Origin of the sequence: Butyrivibrio sp. INlla16, assembly GCF_900104155.1 — a bacterium.
In the GTDB taxonomy this organism is placed as follows: domain Bacteria; phylum Bacillota; class Clostridia; order Lachnospirales; family Lachnospiraceae; genus Butyrivibrio.
In genome coordinates this window covers 33,296-56,571 of record NZ_FMYB01000013.1, presented here as the reverse complement: position 1 = coordinate 56,571, position 23,276 = coordinate 33,296, and the positions used below count along the sequence as shown (strand labels likewise).

20 protein-coding genes are annotated in these 23,276 nt (G+C 43.6%); 2 read left to right on the top strand and 18 right to left on the bottom strand.

Annotation, left to right across the window (positions count from 1 at the left end; all coding sequences use genetic code 11):
- Positions 1-11: 11 nt before the first annotated feature.
- The 6 genes from murD to BLR42_RS08125 form a co-directional block, all read right to left on the bottom strand.
- Positions 12-1,382, bottom strand: a complete 1,371-nt coding sequence (gene murD, locus BLR42_RS08150) for a UDP-N-acetylmuramoyl-L-alanine--D-glutamate ligase (protein WP_091868156.1) — start codon at positions 1,380-1,382, stop codon at positions 12-14.
- A 23-nt stretch (positions 1,383-1,405) separates the two neighbouring features.
- Positions 1,406-3,793: a peptidoglycan D,D-transpeptidase FtsI family protein gene (locus tag BLR42_RS08145; RefSeq protein ID WP_091868211.1), complete on the bottom strand. Its 2,388-nt coding sequence runs from the start codon at positions 3,791-3,793 to the stop codon at positions 1,406-1,408.
- 8 nt (positions 3,794-3,801) lie between these two features.
- Positions 3,802-4,248 carry an FtsB/FtsL family cell division protein gene (locus BLR42_RS08140; RefSeq protein WP_022761683.1) on the bottom strand — a complete coding sequence of 149 codons (447 nt, stop codon included), beginning with the start codon at positions 4,246-4,248 and terminating at the stop codon, positions 3,802-3,804.
- Between the two features lie 26 nt (positions 4,249-4,274).
- Positions 4,275-5,216: a 16S rRNA (cytosine(1402)-N(4))-methyltransferase RsmH gene (gene rsmH, locus BLR42_RS08135; protein WP_026497835.1), complete on the bottom strand. Its 942-nt coding sequence runs from the start codon at positions 5,214-5,216 to the stop codon at positions 4,275-4,277.
- Positions 5,217-5,248: 32 nt separating this feature from the next.
- The gene (mraZ, locus tag BLR42_RS08130) at positions 5,249-5,689 is read right to left on the bottom strand and encodes a division/cell wall cluster transcriptional repressor MraZ (protein WP_022761685.1); all 441 of its coding nucleotides are present in this window, start codon (positions 5,687-5,689) and stop codon (positions 5,249-5,251) included.
- 917 nt (positions 5,690-6,606) lie between these two features.
- Positions 6,607-7,356: a hypothetical protein gene (locus BLR42_RS08125; RefSeq protein WP_091868154.1), complete on the bottom strand. Its 750-nt coding sequence runs from the start codon at positions 7,354-7,356 to the stop codon at positions 6,607-6,609.
- Positions 7,357-7,639: 283 nt separating this feature from the next.
- Between BLR42_RS08125 and BLR42_RS08120 the strand changes: the two genes are divergently transcribed.
- Complete coding sequence (locus tag BLR42_RS08120) at positions 7,640-8,380, top strand: 3'-5' exonuclease family protein (RefSeq protein WP_242879266.1); 741 nt, start codon at positions 7,640-7,642, stop codon at positions 8,378-8,380.
- A gap of 132 nt (positions 8,381-8,512) precedes the next feature.
- Here BLR42_RS08120 and BLR42_RS08115 read toward each other — a convergent pair whose 3' ends face one another.
- The 10 genes from BLR42_RS08115 to BLR42_RS08070 all read right to left on the bottom strand — a co-directional run bounded on the left by BLR42_RS08115 (position 8,513) and on the right by BLR42_RS08070 (position 18,753).
- Positions 8,513-8,707: a type II toxin-antitoxin system antitoxin gene (locus tag BLR42_RS08115; protein WP_022761688.1), complete on the bottom strand. Its 195-nt coding sequence runs from the start codon at positions 8,705-8,707 to the stop codon at positions 8,513-8,515.
- Complete coding sequence (locus tag BLR42_RS08110; protein ID WP_022761689.1) at positions 8,707-9,774, bottom strand: SPFH domain-containing protein; 1,068 nt, start codon at positions 9,772-9,774, stop codon at positions 8,707-8,709. Before BLR42_RS08110 ends, BLR42_RS08115 begins: the two co-directional genes overlap by 1 nt.
- A gap of 17 nt (positions 9,775-9,791) precedes the next feature.
- Positions 9,792-10,700, bottom strand: a complete 909-nt coding sequence (locus tag BLR42_RS08105) for a CPBP family intramembrane glutamic endopeptidase (protein ID WP_091868152.1) — start codon at positions 10,698-10,700, stop codon at positions 9,792-9,794.
- Positions 10,701-10,866: 166 nt separating this feature from the next.
- Complete coding sequence (gene ychF / locus BLR42_RS08100) at positions 10,867-11,964, bottom strand: redox-regulated ATPase YchF (protein WP_091868150.1); 1,098 nt, start codon at positions 11,962-11,964, stop codon at positions 10,867-10,869.
- Positions 11,965-12,062: 98 nt separating this feature from the next.
- Positions 12,063-12,743 (bottom strand): HAD family hydrolase, encoded by a 681-nt coding sequence (locus tag BLR42_RS08095; RefSeq protein WP_091868148.1) that lies wholly within the window; start codon positions 12,741-12,743, stop codon positions 12,063-12,065.
- A gap of 138 nt (positions 12,744-12,881) precedes the next feature.
- The gene (locus tag BLR42_RS08090) at positions 12,882-14,111 is read right to left on the bottom strand and encodes an MFS transporter (RefSeq protein WP_091868146.1); all 1,230 of its coding nucleotides are present in this window, start codon (positions 14,109-14,111) and stop codon (positions 12,882-12,884) included.
- Positions 14,112-14,113: 2 nt separating this feature from the next.
- A complete protein-coding gene (locus BLR42_RS08085) occupies positions 14,114-14,848 on the bottom strand; it encodes an ABC transporter ATP-binding protein (RefSeq protein WP_091868144.1) in 735 nt (244 codons plus the stop codon).
- A gap of 7 nt (positions 14,849-14,855) precedes the next feature.
- Positions 14,856-17,135, bottom strand: coding sequence for an ABC transporter permease (locus tag BLR42_RS08080; protein WP_091868141.1), 2,280 nt, complete (start codon positions 17,133-17,135; stop codon positions 14,856-14,858).
- 81 nt (positions 17,136-17,216) lie between these two features.
- Positions 17,217-17,837 carry a TetR/AcrR family transcriptional regulator gene (locus BLR42_RS08075; protein ID WP_091868138.1) on the bottom strand — a complete coding sequence of 207 codons (621 nt, stop codon included), beginning with the start codon at positions 17,835-17,837 and terminating at the stop codon, positions 17,217-17,219.
- An 88-nt stretch (positions 17,838-17,925) separates the two neighbouring features.
- Positions 17,926-18,753 (bottom strand): putative ABC transporter permease, encoded by an 828-nt coding sequence (locus BLR42_RS08070; protein WP_091868136.1) that lies wholly within the window; start codon positions 18,751-18,753, stop codon positions 17,926-17,928.
- A 202-nt stretch (positions 18,754-18,955) separates the two neighbouring features.
- Between BLR42_RS08070 and BLR42_RS08065 the strand changes: the two genes are divergently transcribed.
- Positions 18,956-20,194 carry an endo-1,4-beta-xylanase gene (locus BLR42_RS08065; RefSeq protein ID WP_091868135.1) on the top strand — a complete coding sequence of 413 codons (1,239 nt, stop codon included), beginning with the start codon at positions 18,956-18,958 and terminating at the stop codon, positions 20,192-20,194.
- 50 nt (positions 20,195-20,244) lie between these two features.
- Here BLR42_RS08065 and BLR42_RS08060 read toward each other — a convergent pair whose 3' ends face one another.
- On the bottom strand, positions 20,245-20,805 hold the full coding sequence (locus BLR42_RS08060) for a hypothetical protein (RefSeq protein WP_091868133.1): 561 nt from the start codon (positions 20,803-20,805) through the stop codon (positions 20,245-20,247).
- Positions 20,806-20,814: 9 nt separating this feature from the next.
- Positions 20,815-23,268, bottom strand: coding sequence for a glycoside hydrolase family 3 C-terminal domain-containing protein (locus BLR42_RS08055; protein WP_091868130.1), 2,454 nt, complete (start codon positions 23,266-23,268; stop codon positions 20,815-20,817).
- Positions 23,269-23,276: the final 8 nt, after the last annotated feature.

Sequence of the window (23,276 nt, the reverse complement as noted above, 5' to 3'; positions counted from 1 at the left end):
CCCTTTAAAACTTACAGATTATTCACATAATCCTTGAACTGTTGTCCTCTTACCTCATAGCTGGGGAACATATCCCAGCTCGCACAGGCGGGTGAAAGGAGCACAGCTTCTCCCGAAACAGCATTATCACTGCAATACTTAAGTGCTTCCTCGTAAGTCTCCATAAATACATAATCATTGAAACCGTGCTTTTTTGCACAGTCTGCTATCTTCTGCTTGGTAACACCAATGAGAACAAGCTTTTTAACCTTGCCGTCAAAAGCCTCTATCCATTCATCATACTCGCTTCCCTTGTCATATCCGCCGCCTATGAGATATGTAGGCTTGCACATAGCCTTTATTCCCTGAATTGCGGCATCGGGATTGGTTCCCTTCGAATCGTTGTAGTAATCAACGCCGTTTTTTGTGGCAACAAATTCGATACGGTGTTCAACCGCTTTGAACGAGCGTACAACGCCCAGTATTGTATCCATAGGAACTCCCATCGCAAGTCCCATTGCGATGGCAGCCATCACATTTTCATAATTGCAGGTTCCGACAAGGTTCATCTCATGAACGTTCATAACTTTCTCGGCCTTACCGTTTTCGGCGAGCATTATATCCTCTCCGTCAAGGAAAAAGCCTTCATCAAGCTTACCCGATGATGAGAAGAACACCACCTTTGCAGGACATCTTTCGGCAAAAGCCCTGGTATACTCATTGTCATAATTGAGCACGCAGGTGTCGTCCTTAGTCTGATTATTTGTAATATTTTCTTTCATGGAGGCATAACACTCCATAGTGTGATGTCTGTTCAAATGGTCCGGAGTAACGTTGAGAATTGCAGAAACCTTCGCATGAAAATTCTCCACAGCTTCAAGCTGAAAGCTACTGATCTCTCCGATTGAAACCGTATCATCCGTCATTTCAAGAGCTCTCTCCGCATAGGAATAGCCAATATTTCCCACAACATATGTGGATGCAAAATGAGCCTTCATAATCTCGCCCACAAGGGTTGTGGTAGTGGTCTTACCATTTGTTCCGGTTATAGCCACGAGACTTCCCCTGGCAAAATTGAAAGCGAGTTCTATCTCACTCCAGATAGGGAGTCCCGCCTCCTTAAGACGAAGAATAAGAGCCGAATCAAGCGGAACTGCCGGGCTCGGAACAACAAGCACCAAATCCTTTATCACTTCATCAGAGAGCTCTCCGATAATTATCTCAGGCTCCGTTCCTTCATAGCCCGCAAGCTTTTCCTTTACAGCCCCCACGGTAACCTTTGTATTTTCATCAAAAATTACAGGCTTTGCTCCTACTTTTCCAAGTAATTTCGCACTTCCTATTCCGGAAATGCCGGTTCCTATCACAAGTACATTTTTGCCGATTATATCTTTAGCTAACATAGTTATTCCTTCCAAATATTAAATCAGTCTCCCACAGAATCTTCAGTTTCAGGCGGGTTATAGTCCGGAAGTCCGTCACCGCTGATAGAATGACCATCCTCGGGATTAATCAGATCGCCTGTTTCCGGGTCAATATAATACCCCGTTTCCTCATCTATTTCAAACGACTTCCATACAGGTTCAGTGTTTTCTGGAAGCTCATCCTCCGGAATCTTCTCCCAGATACTGTCTTCACCAAGGTCTCCATCTTCGGCATCGCCTCCGGAAACTTCATCGCCGGTGTTCTGCATAACAGGATTACCATTTTCATCCAGCACCGGATTGCCGTTCTCATCCAAAAGAGGTGTTCCCTCTTCTGCGGTAACCGGATTGCCGTTCTCATCAAGAATCGGGTTACCATTCTCATCCACTGTGGCTTCTGTCTTCTCGGCAGCTGCCATCATAATTTCCTTCTCTCTCAAAGCATCAAGCTCAGCCTGTTCTTCTTCTGTCACAGGCTCAGTCATAGGTATGTTCAGGTAAGGAAGAGCCTCTGTAAGCACCTTTTTTACAACTCTTGTTGCAAACTTGGCATCAGCCTGATCCATTGCGTTAGGTCTGTCTACAACAACATAGATCGCAATCTTAGGATCATTAGCGGGAGCATATCCCATGAAAGATACTACATACTGCTGATTCTTACGGGGAATAGTCTCCGCTGTACCTGTTTTACCACCTATCATATATCCTGCAGGTCTTGCAGTCTTACCGGTACCTTCTTCACCTGCAACAACCTGATTACAGAATTCTATAACCTTCTTGGAAGTCGACTCCGAGACTGTCTGTCTGAGTATCTTAGGCTCAATGCTCTTAATCGTAGCTCCTGAAGAATTCTGAATTTTCTTTACAACATGGGGCTCATAAAAATTGCCGCCATTTACCAGTGAACTGAACGCAGAGATCATCTCGATCATGTCCACGTTAAAGCCCTGTCCGAACGTGCCTGTTGCAAGCTCGGTGGAACCCATATCGTTTGCACTGTAGGTGAGTCCTTCCGTCCTGGCTTCTCCGGCAAGGTCTATATTGGTCTTAAGGCCAAAACCAAAGCTTTTCTGGAACTTCGCGAAGGTATTGGCACCTATTGTCTGGCCGATTTTCATCATAGCAACGTTACAGGAAATCTCTATACCTCTTTCAACGGAAACCGCACCGTCACCGTACTTGTTATGGCAGTAAATCTCGTGTCCGCCGATATCCATTTTTCCGGTACATTCATATACTTCATTGCCTGTAATGCAGCCCGCTTCAAGTCCCGTTGCCACTGTGAAAGGCTTTGCGACCGAACCCGGCTCATAGGTATCAGATATGCAGAAATTTCTCCAGAGAGCGTTGAGGTTCCACATTTTTTCCTCTTCGCTCATGCCATCGAGCATCTCCTGCGTAATGTAAACTCCGGAATCATATATACTCTCGCCCGCTATTTTCAGACCTCTCTCATCTACCCTAGGCATTCCGATAAGGTTGTCAGTGTTTCTGGTATCGTTAAGATCAAATTTGGGATAGCTCGCCATCGCAAGGACATCACCGTTGTTGACATCCATGATTACACAGCCGATATTGTTCGCGCCGTTTCCCTGGCGAAATGCATCCTTATAGGTATCGTTGAATTCCTGAAGGTACTTCTCGACGATTGACTGAAGGTTACCGTCTATAGTTGTAACTATGCTGTTTCCGTCCGTAGGCGGGATTGTTGTTCTCTCAAGGTTCGAATCCTCGTCGAGGTAGCCGTAGGTACGTCCGTTACTGCCGCTTAAGACATCATTATAATATTCCTCAAGTCCGAATACGCCGTTGTTGTCACTTGTTGTAAAGCCGACAACATCGCATGCCATTGAGCCGTTAGGGTATTTTCTGATATAGTTTTCCTCAAACCACACACCCTGTACATTTTCGTCGTAGGTTTCGCTGCCTATTGTAATAAGCCCCTGGAATTCGCTGATTTCATCATAGGTACGCTGTTTTGACAGGACATAGTACTGCGACTCAGGGTTATCGGAAATATAGTTTCTGATTTCTCCCTCATCAAAGCCAAAGCATCTCACAAGTGCACTGACCGTGGGATCCAGATACTTATTATCTTTTCCTGACAAAACAAGCTTGGCATCAAGAACAACATTGTAAACCTTCTCACTGTATGCCAGCACTGTCCCGTTGGCATCAAGTATCTCACCGCGTCTGTAAGGTATTGTGCTGGAATCATACTTTTGCTGGGACAAAACCTGCTTTTCATATTCCTTACCGTTGTCCCTGTTTATGAGGATCAGTCTGATACTCAAACCAACAAAAGCTGTCAGTACTATTATGAACAGCACTAACAGCTTCTTTTTCATCCCTATTGTAAATTTTTGTGCTTTACTTCTTTTAGTTCTCATAACTTTTTTCAATTACCATCCGGTATAGGTGCAACCTGTCTTACATAATCATTGCCACTGCCACCGGAATAAGATACGATCTGACCGTCCGTAGCATAGGTCATGCCGTACTCCCCTATAGCGATTCGCTTTATCTCCTCCAAATCAAGACTGCTTACAGCCTTGTTATAAGCCTCATCATTGTCCTGCTTCAAGGTATTGAGCTGTGCCTCCAAAGTGGACACTTCCTTAACACTTGAAGTTATTTCCGACTGAAGAGTTATATACCAAGTAAGTATAACCCCTGTAGCCAAAACTGCAAGTGACAAAAACAACAAATATCCAAGGCTCATGTGAGATGCGCGTTTCTTAGCCTCCTTGCGCTTAACCTCATGGAGCGGCATCTCTCTTCGAGTCTGTCTTCTTGGCTCATTCAGTTGTCTTGCGGTATTACCGTATACATATCTCTTTTCCATATATATTTCCTCGTTACTATATACCCTCATGATTCTATTTTTTCAAAAACTCTCAGCTTTGCACTGGCGCTTCTTGAGTTTTCTTCAAGTTCCTTTTCGGAAGGAATTATCGGTTTTCTTGTTATTACCTTCCCTTTTGATTTCTTGCCGCATACGCAGATTGGAATCTCCGGCGGGCATGTACAGGGATTTTCATTTTTCCTGAAGTTGTTCTTTACTATTCTGTCCTCAAGAGAGTGGAAGGTTATTACACAGATCCTTCCACCGGGATTAAGAAAATCGATCATTCCGTCCAGAGAATTCTCCAGAACATCCAGCTCTCTGTTACAGGCAATTCTCAGTGCCTGATAAGTTCTCTTTGAAGGATGACCTCCCTTTTCTCTCATCCTTGCGGGAATTGCAGCCTTTATAATCTCATTGAGTTCAAAGGTTGTTTCTATAGGCTTTTCCGCTCTTCTCGCTACTATATGCTTTGCAATGTTCTTGGCAAATTTGTCTTCGCCGTAATTTCTTATAATATGAAATATTTCCATCTCGGAAAATTCATTCACTATTGTTCCCGCGGTCAGTTCCTGGCGTCTGTCCATTCTCATATCAAGAGGTGTGTCAAACCTGTAGGTAAAACCGCGCTCCTCGTTATCAAGCTGAAAGGATGATACTCCTAGATCCAGGAGGATTCCGTCAACGCCCTCTATTCCAAGGTCTCTTACTCTGCTTACTGCATTTTCATAGTTGTCACGAATAACGGTGATTCTGTCGCCAAAAGGTTCGAGGCGCTTTGTTGCCGCCTTAATTGCATCTTCGTCCTGGTCAATTCCAATGAGTTTTCCTTTATCAGAGAGTTTTTCGGCTATGTGTGAGGAATGTCCCGCACCGCCCAGTGTACCGTCAACGTATATGCCGTTAGGCTTTATATTCAGGTTTTCAATCACTTCATTTAGAAGCACTGAGTAATGCTTGAATTCCATATTGTTTTCTTTCCTTGTACCAGGCACATGACTTAGATGCTTAAGCCATATTCACTCATTTTAGCTGCTATGCTATCGATATCATCAAAACTTGTTGCTTCTTCCCACTTCTCCTTGCTCCAGATTTCAACTCTATTGCCGACACCTGCAACAATTGCATCCTTTTCTATAGAAGCGTGGCTTAGCCAGTTTGCTTTAAGAAGTATTCTTCCCTGCTTATCAAGCTCGACATCATCTGCTCCTGCCATGAAGAATCTTCCAAGTTGTCTTGCACCGGGTATATCCATAGGCAGCGCCTTGAGTTTCTCCTCAAAGGCATCCCAACCTTCCTGATCAAACACAAAAAGACATCCATCAAAGCCCTTCGTTACCACAAACTGCTCTCCCAGCAGATCGCGAAACTTGGCCGGGATGATCAGTCGTCCTTTTGCATCGATTGAATGGCTGTATTCGCCTTTGTACGCCTTTCCCATAGCTTCTTCACCGGTAAGGTGGATTGTTCTGATTCGTCAACTTATTTTTTTGTGATTAATTGTTTTTGGCGGGTCTGTTTTATTTTTCCACCACAATCACCCACTCTGCACCACATTCCTCCACCTAAATGTATAATATACCTTTTTTCTTCATTTAACAACCTCTGTATGAGGGCTTTATCGCTGAATTTAGGCGCAAAAATGCCTCCCACCGTCCGGTGGGAGGCTCGCCCATACAAGATATTGTGGTTTTAGCTTCTTGTTTGCTATATCTTGTCCGTATTGTTCTTTTAGAGTTATTTGGGAAATTTTTATTAAATATTTGAGAGTATGTTTTTATTGAGGATTATTGGCTACCTGCCCATTACATCCTGCTATTTACGACCTGCTCCATTATGGCCTACTCCATTATACTGTCTGCTTCATTACGGCCTGCTTCATTACGGCCTGCTTCATTACTGCCTACTCTTTTTTGTGCAAAATCTGTGCTTTTTGTATTTTCTTTTGTTACACAGAGGCGTATTTGTAGGAGTTCTGCGTTTTATATATTTTCTTATATTTCACAGACTCTTTCTGCGAAGGCTGTCTGTGCTTTCGGCATTTTTATCCGAAGCACAGATGCATTATTGGTAGTCATCTGTGTTTCCCGCATTTTCTTCCAAAACACAGATGTCTACTGCTATGCTCTTCTGTGCTTTCAGCATTTTCTTTCAGAACACAGACACCTACTGCTATGCCCTTCTATGTTTTTATCATTTTCTTTCAAAACACAGACTCAAGCTACTATAGTCTTCTGTGCTTTTGACTTTTCTGTCAAAAACACAGACTTTCCCCACTATTACCCTCTATGTTTTCTACCTTTACATCTAAAACACAGATTCCCCTTCAAAAAGTATCTATGCTTTATGCATTTTGAATCAAAGCACAGATATCTTGCCAAAATGAGCCTCAATAAAATTCTCCACTATTCGTGAATTTAACGGTTGCTTTGAACTTTCATAAGTAACAAGCAAATTCCGCCCTAGGATTATTCCGTTATTCTCATATTCTCTGAACTTCTTCATATTTTTTTCAAGATATTCGGGATTATCCAGCATCCCTAGATGCTCTAAGAAAATCTCCTCTCTAGTCTCCGGTTTTAAGATTGTAAAGTCCGGATAGCGCACCTGCCCATTATTCAGAATTATCGGACACTCATATCTATACGGAATTTCTCGTGAAAACAGCGCATTAGCTATCATCTCCTCGGATTTGGATCGTACTCTTTCTCCTCTTACCGTCACATGATATGGCATTTCTTCATCAAATTTCTTCGGCACAAACTCAAACTGTTGCCAATCACGGGCATAGTCATCATCAGGCATATCTGCGAAATCGAGTTTTTGTTTTAATTCCGAAGGATATCCAGAAATAATGCCGGGTATATTATCTGAATAGCCCCGCAAAAATGAATGAATCCTCTTCTGCTCCTTCTCAGCCTCACTAACAAATTTCAAATCATATCTCTTTTGCGCAAGTTCGCTAACCAGGTCAGAATCTTCTCTTCTAATATATTCACTCTTCCTATGCCCCTTTATCCCAAGATAGTAGTGGCTCTTCCCTCCCGTTGTAGCTATTCTAAGACTGCCTTCCGGCGCATTTGCTATACGTTTTTTTCTCTTATTCACCTCTCTCTTTAATAACGCTTCTCTTTCCTGTAATTGTGATAAAAAATCATACTTTGGGAATATAACAGTTCTCCTCCTTTCCCTATATAAAAATTATGAAACAAATGGAAAAAACAATATGACGAATTCATATTGAAGAAATGGAAAAAATAATAGTAGATATTGAAACACACATAGAGGTATCTGTCAACCTCGCCACTTACTCATGGCATTGTCTCTTAACCCAAAATCATTTAAGATATAACATGCTGTAATGCAAATTTACCAAAAGGATTTTAAAAAAATGAGTCACAATACTTCACTTGAATTTTTAAATATGGTAAAAAACCCTTCTGCTAATGCATCAAATAAACGAGGTTCAGGAGCATCCAACAGAAGCACCACAGTAAATAACATGGCAAAAGGCGCGCCAAAAAGCATCCCCGCTCCGGTTCCAAAAGAAGTTCCCAAAGAAGCTCCCAACTCACATAGTACCATCGCTGTAATAGACACCGAAACCAACTGGTACAACGAGGTAATGTCAATAGGTATCGCACTGGCGGATGCGAGTACTTTTAAGTGTATTGGTGCAAAGTACTATATCATTGATCCCGAATACAGAAAAGGCGGGATGTATTCAGGTGTTCTGAATATTACGAAAAACATTCCGAAGGCAATAGCCTCAAGACAGGAAGCAATGGCTGACATCAGTAATTACCTGAGAGAAAATGGCGTCGGAAGTTTATACGCTTACAATGCAAAATTCGATTATGGTCATTTGGAAGAGCTCTCGGATTTCGATTGGTTCGATATCATGAGACTGGCTGCATATAAGCAGTTCAACAGCTTCATTCCGTCGAATGCCGCTTTATGTAAAAGCGGCCGCCTGAAAAGTGGATATTCCGTTGAAAATATATTGAGAATGATCAGCGGAAATGCCAGTTACTGCGAAACTCACAACGCAGTAATAGATGCAATGGATGAGCTTAGAATTATGGAATTGCTGGGACATGATCTGGACGCGTACAATATAGCAAAACTATAAAAAATGAGGGGCTGTTCCCCTCATCCGGCACTTCGTGCCACCTTCCCCCTTGGGGGGAAGGCTTTTTTACATATCCTCCCCCCTTGGGAGGAAGGCTTTTTTATATATCCTCCCCCTTTAGGAAGGCTTTGTTTAAATATCAAGTTCCGGCGGCTCGTCTAAATGTTCTGAAACATATTTGCCGTCTTTTTTTCTCTGCTTCACACATTCCGTAAGAAGATATTCGATCTGTCCGTTTACCGAGCGGAAGTCATCCTCTGCCCAGGCAGCGATGGCATCGTACAACTTGGCACTCAAGCGAAGCGGGACCTGCTTTTTCTCTGCCATTAGTACAGACTTCCTGAGTTAACAACGGGCTGTGCGTCATGGTTTCCGCAAAGAACTACGAGAAGATTGGATACCATAGCTGCCTTTCTCTCCTCATCAAGTTCAACCAGCTCTTTTTCATTAAGTCTCTCAAGAGCAAGTTCAACCATTCCAACCGCGCCGTCAACAATGAGCTTTCTGGCATCCACTACTGCTGCTGCCTGCTGTCTCTGAAGCATTGCAGCTGCAATCTCGGGAGCATAAGCAAGGTAGGTAATTCTTGCATCAACTATCTCGATTCCGGCATCGGCAACTTTTACCTGAATCTCATCTCTGATACGGCGTGCAACAAGTTCCGTGGAGCCGCGAAGACTTCCGTCATCAGCCAGTCCGTCACCGGTGGTATCAACATTTTCGGTGATGTCATAGGGATAAAGTTTAACCACATTTCTTACAGCCGTATCACTCTGAAGAGAGAGATATTCCTTGAAGTTATCAACCGCAAATACTGCTTTTGCAGTATCAGTCACCTTCCACATAACAGCAACTGCAACCTCAACAGGATTACCGAGAAGATCGTTGACCTTCTGTCTGGAATTGCTGAGAGTCATAACCTTAAGTGATATCTTCTTTGATGATCCTGCTCCTGTGAGCTGCATTTCACCGCTGTTAATAGTTATACCTGCAATCTTCTTATTATCAGCGATATCTCCGCTCTGACCAAGCTTTGTATCAGCAGCAGGATTGAAAGCTGTGCAGAAAGGATTTACAAAGTAGAATCCATCCTCTTTAAGTGTTCCGACATATTTTCCAAAAAGTGTGAGCACCAGCGCTTCACCGGGCTTAATAGCCTTAAGTCCAAGATAAGGGAACCAGCCGATCGCTATGTAAATTATGCTTATAATAAAAATCAAAAGATTAGCGCCTTCTCCCAATGCGGCAGTTATGTATACCGAAGCGCCGTCAAGTCCCATTGCGGAAAACACAAGCACCACAATAGCAAGTAAATACAGTACAGTAACTGTTATCATTACTGCCATTCCATTTTTATGTCCGGTTATAACTTTTTCTTTTACATTTTCGTTCATAATATTCACCTCCTGTATTATTCTGTCCTTGTTGAAGAGTATCTTGATCGAAATATTAGTATTGCAATGATAATTATTGGCAGTCCGGCCAAAACACCATTTGGTGCAGGTCCTAAAAGCCTGTAGTTGCCGGTATCCGGCACACATAACGCTATCGGAATAGTTGCTGCGGCATTTATTGATCCGTGGAAAATTGCAGGAAACCAAATACATCCGCTCTTTTCATAAACCATGTCACACATGATTCCTAAAGCAACTGTGAATACGCAAAACAGAAGCATGCCTGTAACAGGGAATCCAAAATAGCTTGGCCCGTATTCATATCCGATGAAACCTATCAGCGGCCAGTGCCATATGCCCCAAATTATACCGCCGATGATGATCCCCTTTGTTCTCCCGTATTTCTCCTTGAGAACCGGATTCATATATCCTCTCCAGCCTACCTCCTCACCAATTGCTGCAAGCATATTTAAAAGCGGCGCATAAAATGCGGCAGCGACAGATGTGATCAGCATATAAGTTGAATAGGTAAGTCCCTGCGCTTCAAGCGCCTTCATAGCAGCTTCTCCGGCTTCTCCTGACGCAGCCATTACGTACTGCCCTGTCAGATCAAGGTGCTTTTGAAAAATCGCAAAGTATAAAACTGCACCTATCAGCGTGAGAATAAATGGTCCAAACCATGAAAAAAGAAGTGTTCCTATATTCCCTTTGAATTTAGGTTTCCAGCCCATTCCTTTGAGCTTTACTCCGGATATCAGGACTGCAAGCAGCGGCACATACATCATAACCGACATAAGAAGCTGTCCCGGCAGTACTCCACCGTTTTGATAGAGCATCCATATTGCAACCTGCATCACCCAGGCAATGATAAATACCCATCGAAGGTATTTAAATAATGTCTTGTTGTTATACTGAGTAGTTTCCATAACATACCTCCATTTATTGTTTCCGACGAACCGGAATTAAAACCTTTTATCTATCTGATATCATTATGATATCATTAATACATCAAAAGTCAACACATCTATCTTCCCGATTTGGCAAAATAAAAAGAGGCGCATCACGCCTCTTCCGCTGTACAACTCTTACCTTTTATACATTGAATCTAAATAGTATTACATCTCCGTCCTGAACGACGTATTCTTTTCCTTCCATTCTTACAAGGCCCTTCTCTCTTGCTGCTGCAAGTGAGCCTTCACGAAGAAGATCCTCGTAATTTATAACTTCAGCCTTGATGAAACCTCTCTCAAAGTCTGTGTGGATCTTACCTGCTGCCTGAAGAGCCTTGGTTCCGATTTTGATGGTCCAGGCTCTGGTCTCATCCTCACCGGAAGTAAGGAAGCTCATAAGACCGAGAGTTCTGTAGCTTGCTGCGATAAGCTTATCAAGACCGGACTCGGAAAGTCCCATACTCTCAAGGAACTCAGCCTTCTCATCAGCCTCAAGCTCTGAAATCTCAGCTTCAATCTGAGCACTGATCACAAAAACTTCACTACCGGACTTTGCCGCAAGCTCGCGAACTGCTGCTACATATTTATTGGAAGCGCCGTCGTCAGCAAGATCATCCTCAAGAACGTTAGCTGCATAGATTACCGGTTTCCAGGTAAGAAGGTCGTAGGTATTCATAAGTGCCTTCTCATCCTCATCATCAAGCTCGAGCTCTCTTGCCATCTTGCCGCCCTCGAGAGCTTCCTTAATTTTATTAAGAAGCTCAAGTTCCTTGGCTGCTGTCTTATCCATTCTTGCTGCCTTGGTAGTCTTTGCAATTCTTCTCTCCAAAACCTCAAGATCAGCGAAAACAAGCTCTAAGTTGATAGTCTCAATATCTCTTGCAGGGTCAACCGAACCGTCAACATGAACCACATTGGGATCATCGAAGCATCTTACGACATGCACAATTGCATCTGTCTCACGAATGTTTGCAAGGAACTGGTTTCCAAGACCCTCGCCCTTAGATGCGCCTTTTACAAGACCTGCTATATCAACGAACTCGATTGTAGCAGGTGTTACCTTCTTGGAATTATAAAGGTCACCGAGGAGCTGCAATCTCTTATCCGGTACAGCAACGATTCCCACATTAGGATCAATTGTTGCGAAAGGATAGTTCGCTGCAAGCGCTCCTGCATTTGTAAGTGAATTAAAAAGGGTACTCTTTCCGACGTTCGGGAGCCCGACGATTCCAAGCTTCATGGTATTTATCTCCTTTAAAACAAATAATTAACATAATAAAAAGCCCAAATAGGCACAATGAGTTTACCACATTAGGGCTTTTTTCACAAATCTGATTCTTATTTTTCCATCATCTTCAAAACATCATCCTGCGTATATGCATGTTCAAAGTCATCAAGCTTGTAGCATGGAACATGTGGCTCAAAAGCCAGATCAGCAAAATACTGTGCCTGAAGGCATTTCATTCCAAGGTCTCTGGCAGCAAAAAGCTCTTTTGATCCACCATCTCCGACATACAGGCATTCCTCAGCAGTAACGCCTAACTTTTCCATTGCTTTTTCATATATTTCATGCTCAGGCTTACATGTTCCCTGCTCATATGAGAGCATTGCTGCATCTAAGTATGGGAAAATAGAGCTTTTTCTAATAACTTCAGCTTCATCAGAATAACAGTTGCTTATAAGGCCAATCTTTATGCCGCGTCTCTTAAGCTCCTTCAAAAGAACTATGGTTTCCGCGGGAGTTCGTTCAAATATCCCTTCCAGGGTCTTCCTTCGCTTATCTGCAAGAAGCTTTACGGATTTCTCACTGTAAGCCCCCAGCATTTCAAGTGTTGTTTTTATCCCTTCCTCTATTGTGCAGTTTCCGCAGCTTCTGTCATGTTCTGTGGAATGCCATGCATTTTTGAAAGTATCGACCTCGATTTTTAAGTCTGCCGCCATGTCTTCGCTAAAATAAGTATCACCGGAAAACATTGAAACGAGCGTTTCAAACATGTCAAATATAACAGCTTTAGTCATTTTTAGTCCCTTCATCTAATAAAAATGAAAGCCTCGACAGCAATATCGAGGCTTTCGATGTCCTTATTATATTATTGTTCTGATATCGAGGCAATCATGCAGGCTATGAACAGTATCTAAAATCTGTATAAAAAATATTCAACTATTCTCCAACGTTCTAATATCCCCTGAGAACAAAACGGATACCGATGCCAGTGACAGACAAATTCCTGCAATCAAAATAACCATTGCGGCTCCTCTTCCAACGCCCCGACCGTCGATTTGCCCAAGCAGATCGGCAGCTGTTCCGGAAACACCGTAAGCGACAACATATCCGATTTGAGAAATGAAGCCGATGAGGCCCCACACTCTTCCCTGCGCGCCATCAGGCACATTAGTTCTCACAAGGTAATCCAGGCAGTTGTTTGCAAACGGAAGAGTGGCAAAAAACAAAAATCCGAAGATACATATAATAAAAATATTCTCCCAGAGTCCGAATCCAAACATGAATACTCCAGCAAAGATCAGGGCTATTCCAAGCGTTTTGACATAATACCCCTTTATCCCTTTTATGCCCAGGAACACTCCGCTTACAAGCATTCCGCAGGCGCAGACGCTTTCAGACACTCCCAGGGTTTTAGCATCCGTAAACGACAGAATGAGCGGCTCCGCAAGTATCTGAAGCACTCCCATAAAAAGCGTTATTACAGAGGATATTGCCACCAGTGTCAGAACTCCTCTTTTTTCACAGAGTATATTCCAGCCCTCCTTTATGCTCTTAAGGAGCGGTTCTTTCTTCTCTATCTCTTTAGCACCGATTCCGCGCCTTACCACCGCTGCACTTATTACTGTCAGAAAAAATGTGCATATATCAATTTCGAGAAGGAGTTTCACATCACTTATTGATAACAGAAAACCTGCTATTATCGGCGAGAGTAAATATCTCGCACTTCCCGCGAGCGACACAAGACCGCTGGCTTTCGAGAATTCTTCCTTGGTCAAAAGATCTGTGATTGTGGCACGAAACGAAGGTTCAAGAAGTGCTGAAAAGCATGCACTTGCAAAAACTCCGATACATATCTGTAAAAGCGATGCATTCCCTCTCGCCATGCAAAATAGTATATAAGCCACACCGAGAGCAGAACACCCGTCACCTATCATCATGAGTAGCCGCCTGTCATAGCAATCTGCCAGCGCTCCTGCGGGAACTGAGAGCAGCAGCGTTGGAAGAAATCCAAGCAATGTGACCATTGCCATGCTCCCGGCACTTCCCGTCTGTCTGAAAATATATACTCCAAGTCCAAAACTGGTCAGTCCGCCGCCAACAGATGATATAAGTTCACCTGCCCATAAAAGTAAGAATTTTCCGAAATTACTCTTTTTTTCCATATTTACCACCCCATACTTTCCAGCCACATAGCTGTCTCTTGTTCTCTTTCTTTTCTATTTTCCGCTTTATATTTTCCAAGCTTAAGCTCGCCCTTTATCTCGCCATCGAGAATGTACAATATCCTGTCACATATGCCCGCAACCTTGCTGTCATGTGTCACCATCAGAATTGTCGTCCCGTCCTGATTGGCCTTTAGAAATGCATCCATAACTTCTGCTGACGCAGACTGGTTCAGAGCTCCCGTGGGTTCATCCGCAAAAATTATCTCCGGCTCCATTATCATGCTTCTGCAGATGCATGACCTTTGAAGCTGTCCCCCGGAGACTTCATTCACCCCTCGCATGGCCAGATCTTCTATGTGGAATTTTTCCATAAGTAGTCTCGCCTTCTCATAATGAGCCTTGCTGTTTTTCTTATCCGAATGAACCGCCGGGAAAACTATATTATCCTCAATATTAAGATTTGAAAGGCTGTTCATCTGCTGAAACACAAAGCCCATGTGATTTAGCCGAAGCTCTGCTCTCTCATCTTCGCTTAATGCTTCTACGTTTTTCCCGCAAAATGAAATCTCTCCGCCATCTACTGTATCCATGCCGGATACGCTGTATAAAAGCGTTGATTTCCCTGAACCCGATGGCCCCATAATTGCTATGAGCTCACCGGGCAGAACTTCAAAACTTATGCCGTTTAGAATTGCCCCTTTTCTAAGATTTTTTACCTTTAATATTTTCTCCATAGATATCTCACCTTCCCTGTCCGGCCCCCAGGCACTCTTTTGCCCGAATATTTTTTATCTCCAGAAGTGCCGTAAATGCCGCAGCCAAAACTGTTATCACAATCAGCAAAGGGACAACCGCTCCTACATAAAACGGATCCATGATAAAGCGAAAGCCCTTCGCTCCCATCATGCCAAGTACCGCTCCTGCCATTCCTTCTCCGGGAAAGACTCCCGCTATGATTCCAAGCACTATCCCTATGACAAGAACCGCTGCTGCTTGTTTTAGATATTCCTTTCTGATATCCCCACTCGTAAATCCCAATGCCTTTTTAAAAGAGTTACTATCTCGTTCTCTCCAGATGAGCAGACGCAGCATCAAAAGAATCACTACAAAAAGAACAAAACTGGCAAATATCATAACAACAACAGAAGTACGTTTTATATTTTCAATGGTCTGACCGTAAACTCCATCCAGATATTCGCTGATGAGAGTCACCTTAATACCCTCTCCCGAATTTGCAAAAGCGTTTCGATATCCTTCTGTCCATTCCTTCAAAGACTGTCCGTCCTTTAAGGAGACATATATGATGCTCCACATCACGGGAAGATTATCATTATCGGAAAGCATACACGCCTTCGCTGTTTTCCCTCCGTTTGTCACATCAGAGTAAATACCGCATACTTTGCAGGATATCTCCGAATCCGTTTTTCCGTCTTTATCGGTAAAAACCTTGACGGTGTCTCCAACATCAACTTTCATCTCCTCCGCATTTAGTACGGAGAGCGCTATCTCTCCCTCTTTTGAAGGAAAAGTCCCCTTGCTGTAGCTTACCGGAAATCTCCCGTGGTCGCCGTTTTCAATAAGAAGATTGTAGGATGCTCCGTCCGGCATCTCTGTCTTATAGGATTTTGTCTGCATCAGCACAAAGTCGCTAACCCTAGCATCTGTCCCGATTTTCCTTTGAAGCTGTTCTTTCGGGCTATCACCGCCATCTGTCTGCCTTATATCTATGCGGATCTGGCTCTTGCCGATTCCCATATAGGTAACAAAATCGGGTGCGCACAGGGTACTCTTGATATTTAGTGGTATCAGTATCATAAAAACAGAGAATGTGGTTATTATTCCAATCGGAATCCACAGGTTCTTCTTTTTCACGAAACTCCCCTGTCCGTTCATAACCAGTACAGCAGATGCTTTCTCGGTTTTTGAAAGTGTCAACCTCACATACAGCAGGATAATAGCCTGAAGAAAAATCTCTCCAATGATCATCAGAATGCCGATTTTCCCCACTCCACCTGCATCTCCATACAAAGCCTTCATCTGGACTGAAAGAGGTTCCGATATCACTACCGCAAGTATGCTTCCGAAGATACATCCAAACACGGAAAGGATCATGTATTTGCGCATATATAAAGTGCGAATTCCTCTTCGCGACACTCCGATTGCCTTAAGCATTCCGATCTCCGTTTTATCTCTTTCAAGCTGAGTCAGCAGCATGCATCTGATACAAAGCATTGATATAAAAAGCACCACCACACTGACTAGCAGAATAATAAGGATCATTAAACCGTCCGAAAGAGCATTCATCATTCTGATAAGAGGATATGAAATCGTAGGGCCGTTATCCGGGAGATTTGCATCCTTATAGGCTGTTGCAAAAGCATTGATATCATTTCCGAGAATAAGCTTGTATTCAATCAGATACTCTTCACTTCCCATCAATCTCAGGCGCTCATAGTCAGCTTTACTCACCAGAAATCTCTTGGAGGAAGCCATGACAGAATTCATCTGAGAATCCCTTAGAAAGCCTGCGACAGTGAGTTCCTCTGAGCCGATACTGAGAACATCTCCCACTTTTACTTCATACTCATCTCTATAGCAGACAGGCACATAGACCTCTCCCTCCCCGGGATCAATAATGTTATTATCCATATCCACAAGATAATCGAATTCCTCACTCTGATAACAAAGGCCGTTATCCTGCATGTTTGTGTCAAAGGTTTTATCGCCGATACGCAGCATACTGTTTGGGAGATTAAGAAATTCACACACCTGCCACTTACTGACATCACTTCTGTTATGTGAAAAGGCTCTCAGTTCCTCGTCATTTATTTCTCCGGTATGCATCTGCAAAAAATCAGGAGTTATCGCAACGCGCATAAGAGAATCTATGGCACCTGACAGACTGGCAAACAGAAGTATCGACAGTCCCAAAAGCGTCGCATTTACGGCCATAAAGATACAGGTAGCCATAGCAGAAAGCTTATTCTTTTTTAAATCATTAAGTAAAAGTCTCTTATACATTTTTCACCTCGCCCTTACCGACAGATTGTCGGTCAAAGTTTCAAATATATGGGACTCACTTTTGTAAGTCCCGTGTAAATTCTAAAAGAATCTCATCAGCGTTTCCAGCATGCTCCCCTGCTTTGCCCCAAGGATTCTCTCCGCATGATAGATAAAAGCTTTTCCTTTATTTATCCTTTGCTCCGGTGATAAATTCTCGTTCTCATCAAAGGCGGTATTTGCATAAAGCATTATCATCTCAGACGCTTCGCTTGGATATGAAGTATTAAACAGCCCCTCTGAAATTCCTTCCTCTATGAGCTTTGTCATCAAAGGAACCACACCGCCAAGCAGCTTCTCCTGCATCTTCTGGTGTAATAGAGCATTTTGAGGTTTATGAATCTGCTCCATGACTTCATCCTTGACATTGCTCTGCACATTTAGTGCAGCGAGGACTCCCACCAACTTCTCGTCAATTGTCATATCTTTGTTATTAACTATCATAGCGGCTCTGGCTATACCCTCCCGGGTCATCCTGTCAATTATCGCATCAAGTATCTCTTCTTTTGATCCAAAATGATGATACAAGGTGCCGCGGGCAATTCCGATCCTGGCTATGATATCATTAGTGCTTGCATTGTCGTAGCCTTTTTCCGCAAAGAGCTGCTCCGCAACATCCAGTATTTCATTTTTTCTCTCTTCAGCGCTTTTTACTATTCTCATTTTCCGAACTACCTGATGACAAAAATATAACCGACAAGCTGTCGGTTATATTTTATTACACATATTTAATTTTGTAAATACCGGATGATTATTTTTTTGCCCTGCGCTCTCTTACCTTGTTTTTAAGGTCCTGCGCAAACTTATTCTTCAGTTTCAGATTCGCAAGTTCTTCGTTTTTCCTTGATGTAAAGCTCTCTATTCCAAGAAGTATTCGTCTCTGGTTCAAAGAGAGCTGTTCAACATAAGCCTTTGAGAGCGCTTCCACTCGCAGTTCGGCCGCCGCGCGCTCTTCCGTGATTCTCTGCTCAATAGCTTTGGAAGCTGAGGCCATCTTCTCATAATTGGTCTGGGCACGAATGTTGAACTCTTCGTGCATCCTCTCAACATCCTTCAAAAGTGCTGAAAGGCTGGCCTCGGTGAGAGCAAAGTCTGCTCCGAATACCATCGCAAGAACTATTGCCAGAACCTCATAGATATGAGGATTGGCCACAGAGTGCAAACCTTCCACAACAGGAATCAGGAATTTTACTATCAAAACTCCGGCTATTCCAAACGCAATACTTACCGGTACGCATATGCGCCCCTGAATGTTTAGAGGCATCGTACTGTAATCCCACCATCTGGCGTGGAATCTTTTTTCAAGTACCCAGGAAGTCGCAAACTCGGCAACAGCACTTCCGAGCATACAGATAATAAATATGCCCCATATAGGAAAATCAGGCGAAGAAAGCACCTTGAAATAGCTAAAAACTACTGATGTTGCCACAACGCACGAGCCGTAGATCGGACACACCGGTCCAAACAAAAAGCCTCGGTCCGCCCACTTCTTCTCCTTAGCTGTGCAATAGATTGACTCCCAAACCCAGCCAAGGAAACTGTAAAACAAGAATTCCACGAAATACTTTGCAATTATCATAAAATCCCCTCATCTTTTTATTGTATTAAAATCATTATAATTCTCTTTTACGTTTTCGTGGACAAAATGTTTACCTTTTTCCGTTTGGAGTTAGTCGTTCCCGCAATATGAACATATATCATGGCAACTAATGGTTAGATAGCAGAGTCAAGTTCATATATAGTAAGAGAATATTAAATCATTATTATGTGAGGGAATTAAGATGAAGAGAAAAAATTGCATTTGTACTCTGGTGATGAGTGCCCTTATTATCTCATCTCTCAGTGGGTGTGGAAGGAATACCAATCCTACCACAAACGGAACAGCAGTTAGTGAGGTTTCCACAGAGACAGACGATACTGAGGAAGAATCCGCACCTACGGATGACGCGATTTTAAAGGATCTGTGCGCAAACTATTTCACTATCGGCGTGGGTATAAACGGAAGTACTTTGGACAATCAGACCTTAAACATTCCGCAGTATATGGAGCTCTCCAAGAAGCATTTTAACAGCTGCACAATGACAAACCTGATGAAAAGCTGCTACATACTGGATCAGGTCGGATCACAGAAAAACCTGGAAGAGGGAAATAAAGAGCCTGCTCTTTCATTTATGTCCATAGATCCCACGCTTTCCTGGTGTAAGCAAAATGGCATGAAGATGCGAGGACATACCCTCGTGTGGCACACCCAGGCTCCTGAGTGGTTTTTCAGAGAGGGTTACACAGATGACGGCGAATATGTTTCCAAGGATACCATGCTCCTTAGAATGGAGAGTTATATCCGCCAGCTAGTAACTCATGTTCAGGATGAATATCCCGGAGTTATTTACTGCTGGGATGTTGTAAATGAGGCAGTCGATCCCGACAGCGCAGACTCTGACAGTGCTTTCATGTGCAGAACCAAAATAGAAAACGCCGATAATCCATGGTACAAGACTATCGGCCAGGACTACGTAGAAATGGCATTTACCTACGCAAGAAAATATGTCGCAGATGATGTTAAGCTTTTCTACAATGACTACAATACCTATCAGGCACCCAAAACTGAAGGTATTTATACACTTTGTGAATCTCTGAAAGAAAAAGGGCTAATAGACGGCATTGGAATGCAGGGGTACTGGGGCATCGATTATCCTTCGGATGCCGTTATAGAATCTGCAATCCGCAAATTCTCCGAGCTCGGTCTTGAGATTCAGATAACAGAACTCTCAGTGGGAGTCGATGATGAAACCGACTCTCAGTTTAACAGACAGGCTGATAAATACGGTCGCATTTTCAAAATGCTCTGCAGACTTGACAGTGACAACGGCGGTCCAGCAAACATAACCAATGTCACCGTGTTTGGTCTTGTCGATCATTACCGTGAGGGCGATACAACCAACTCAAGGCTCTTTGACAAGTATTACCAGCCTAAGCCGGCTTACACGAAAATCGTTGAAGCCTTAACTGAAAGTAATTAAAAAAATCCCCTCATCCGGCACGAAGTGCCAGATGAGGGGATGCTTTATTTTTATTCAGCCTTTGCTTCCGGGAAAATTACCTTATTCACGAAGAAGAATATTACCATGCTGACACCGCCGTTAAGTACTGTTGTTCCGATGTTGTAAACGAAATCCGGAACGAACTTTCCGGCAACCGCAACATAGATGCAGTTGATGGAATTGACGATGCAGGTAATAAGGCAAAAAGCTATGAAGTACCACAGAATCTGATAAAATACATTTCCTTTACTTCTAAATACACAGTTTCTCTGAATAGGGAAGTTTACACATTCACCGATAAACATCGCAACCATGTATGCGCAGAAGTATGGAAGTCCTCCGTGATTAACGTCATATCCCAGAATGTTCCACTTGAAGGTCTCACCAAGAAGAGTAATCTCCTTGCCCGGCCAGCCAAAGTCCACCAGTGGAAGTCCCTTGAATAATCCCGGCAGGAACTGGAGCATCAGGTATTTGAAAACCGTTATGAGATTGGACACTATTACAAAAAGTCCGCCCTCTCTTATCCACTTTGCTGCTGCGGGATGTTTGGATGAAAACTCATCCCATATATTTCTATAGTCTGACATGTGTACTCCTTACTTAGTGTTACTTAGTAGTTTCTCGTATGCCTTGTTCTTGCTGCTATTTCTGAAGTAGCCGCCGATAACCTTGCCGAGGCCGCTAAAGAAATGTCCGTTGACCATTTTCACAATTCCATGAACCATCTCCTTGTCCACGGCACCGCCTGTCATCTTTGCCATAGCCCTGAAAGGCATGTTGTAGATGAAAAGTGTGTTGAGATCCGGTTTTCCGCTCTCATCGGCTTTCTTCTTCATCTTTGTAAGCTTCTTGTAAACAAGCCTTGCAAGTCCGCTCTTCGCGTAATACATCTGACAAAAGGCATCATTTTCCGAAAGCTGTCCGCTCCATCTGCCGTCCGGAATTACTCTTCCGAGAAGCTCCTCATATTCGGTATCGGGAACATTCTCGATATTCCCGCTGTAATATGAAGGCAGTTTTTCCATATCGTAAGGAAGTATATCAGTAGTGCCGTCTACATGGCACTTCAGGAACAGCTTTATGTCAGCGCTGCTGGCGCCAACCCTTATTTCATAAGTCCCCTCTTCAATTTCCCATTTATCAGTTTTTACATTGAAATAGCGGAAGGTCTTGTCATCAAACGGAATTGTAACCGTTTTGCTCTCTCCTGCTTTCAGGAAAACCTTCTTAAAGCCCTTAAGCTCCTTCTCAGGTCTGAACACCTTTGCACCGGGAAGTCCCACATATACCTGAACAACCTCAGCGCCGTCGGTGTCACCAACGTTCTTTACAGTTACGCGAATTCCACCTGAAGAATCAGCAGTCTCGTTTTTACCCGGAATAATCTCCGCATCACTGTATGAAAAATTGGTGTAGGACAGTCCGAACCCAAACGGGTACAGAACCGGAAGTCCCTTCTTCTCGTAGTATCTGTAGCCGACGTACAGCCCCTCCCTGTACTCTGAGGTTCTCTCTCTGCTGGGATAGTATCTGAAGCAGGAGGTGTCCTCAAGTCTTCTGGGGATTGACTCCGAAAGCTTTCCCGAAGGATTGACTTTACCTGTCAGGATATCAAGCACCGCACCGGCGCCTGCCTGGCCGTTTAAGTAGCAGTGCAGGATAGCTTTAAAATAGTGGTGCCAGGGCATCTCTATTGCAGAACCTGCGCTGATAACACCTACGAGATTGGGATTAGCCTGTCCGAGCTCCTGTAAAAGAGTAATCTGATTCTGAGGTATTCTCATGTGAGTTCTATCCATTCCCTCAGACTCACTGTCTTCATTAAGTCCGAAGAAATAAAGAACAATATCGGCTCCTGCTGCAAGGTCAAGGGCCTCTTTTTTCATAGCCGCATCTTCCTCACCGCTTCTGTTATAGCCGCGGCTCATGCCCACTACCTGAAGGTCATATTCTCCTACAATCCCGGTAACTGTCTCAAGTTTGGTCACATTCACCAGTGAAGAGCCCGCTCCCTGATATCTGGGATCAAAGGCAAAGTCCCCAATAATAGCAACCTTTGCTCCCTTCTTCAGAGGAAGAATTCCGTTCTCATTTTTCAAAAGCACAGAACTCTCAGCCGATACTCTTCTTGCAAGTTCATGGTGTGCGTCCTTATCAAAGGTATCAGGCTTATCCTGAGCATTGACATACAAAGTCATAACCGCATCAAGGAGTTCATCCACCCTCTCATCAACATCAGTCTCGGATATCTTGCCGGACTTCACTGCCTCGATGAGCTCTCTCGCAGAGCCGAGTCCAGGATTTGGCATCTCGAGATTAGAGCCTGCCGCAACTCCGAGAGCGTGATCATTTGATGCACCCCAGTCAGTTATCACGATTCCGTCAAAGCCCCATTCATCGCGAAGGATGTCCTTTAAAAGGTGCTTGTTCTCATTGGCATAGACTCCGTTCACCTCGTTGTAGGCGCTCATGATGGTCTTTGCCTTTCCTTCCTTAACCGCGATTTCAAAGCCCGTGAGATAGATCTCGCGAAGTGTTCTTTCGTCCACCACTGCATTCATAGCCATTCTGCGAAGCTCCTGAGAGTTAACCGCAAAATGCTTTGGACATGCGTAAACGCCCTTGGACTGTATACCTCTGACATACGAAGCAGCCATTTTTCCGGCAAGATAAGGATCCTCTGAAAAGTATTCAAAGTTTCGACCGCAAAGAGGGCTTCTCTTGATGTTGAGACCGGGGCCAAGGAGCACGTTAACTCCAAGTGCCATAGCCTCCTCCCCGAGAGCCTCTCCCATTGTCTCACCGAGTTCTTCGTCCCAGCTGTTCGCTACTGTAGCTGCCGTAGGAAAACAGGTTGCGGGAAGTGATTCATTAAGTCCCAAGTGATCCCCGGCTCCTGCCTGTTTGCGGACCCCGTGAGGTCCGTCAGAACAGAAGATTGAAGGAATGCCCAGGCGTTCGATTTCTCTTGTCTGCCATTCGCCCTTTCCGGAAAGGAAAGCGGCTTTTTCTTCGATTGTCATTTTGGATATGATGTCAGTGTATTTCATGAATTACC